This is a genomic window from Vibrio sp. Vb1980 (assembly GCF_033338615.1).
Taxonomy (GTDB): Bacteria; Pseudomonadota; Gammaproteobacteria; order Enterobacterales; family Vibrionaceae; genus Vibrio; species Vibrio alginolyticus.
Map to the genome: position 1 here is coordinate 1 of NZ_JAWOSZ010000145.1, position 559 is coordinate 559.

At 46.0% G+C, this 559-nt stretch carries 1 protein-coding gene; it reads right to left on the reverse strand.

What is annotated here, in order from left to right; all coding sequences use genetic code 11:
- Positions 1-559: substrate binding domain-containing protein (locus tag R7F64_RS24215; protein ID WP_318072194.1), on the reverse strand; the 559-nt coding region annotated here is incomplete at both ends.

The window sequence follows — 559 nt, forward strand, 5'->3', positions numbered from 1 at the left end:
ACTTTGGAAGCTGTTGTATAGGTGATCAATGAAGATCTTAATCTTCTCGGGTTGCTGCCTTGTGTATGGGTAGACAGCGTAGATACCCAAGCATTTCGCCGTTTCTTCTTTGAACAACTGGATCAAGCTGCCCTGCTTTAAATCTTCATACACCAATACACGAGGCACGTAGATAACACCTTGCCCTAGCAGCGCGACATTTCGTAACGCAGAAGAGTTGTTGGTGCATAAGTTGCCATCAACGGTAACTTGGTACATCTTATCGCCGGCTTTAAACGCCCACTCACGCGCGCCAGTCTCCTGATAGGAGTAAACCAAACAGTTATGCTTAGTAAGTTCGATCGGCTGCTTTGGAATGCCATGCTTGGCAAGATACTTGGGAGACGCACACACCACCCAGTTTGCATCCACCAGCTTTCTGGCAATAAGGCTAGAATCAGGCAACATGCCAGTACGAATGGCCAGATCGAAACGCTCATTGACGATATCGACAAATCGATTATCAAGTTCCATATCGATATTGATGTCAGGATACTTGTCATTGAACTCCGAAATCACA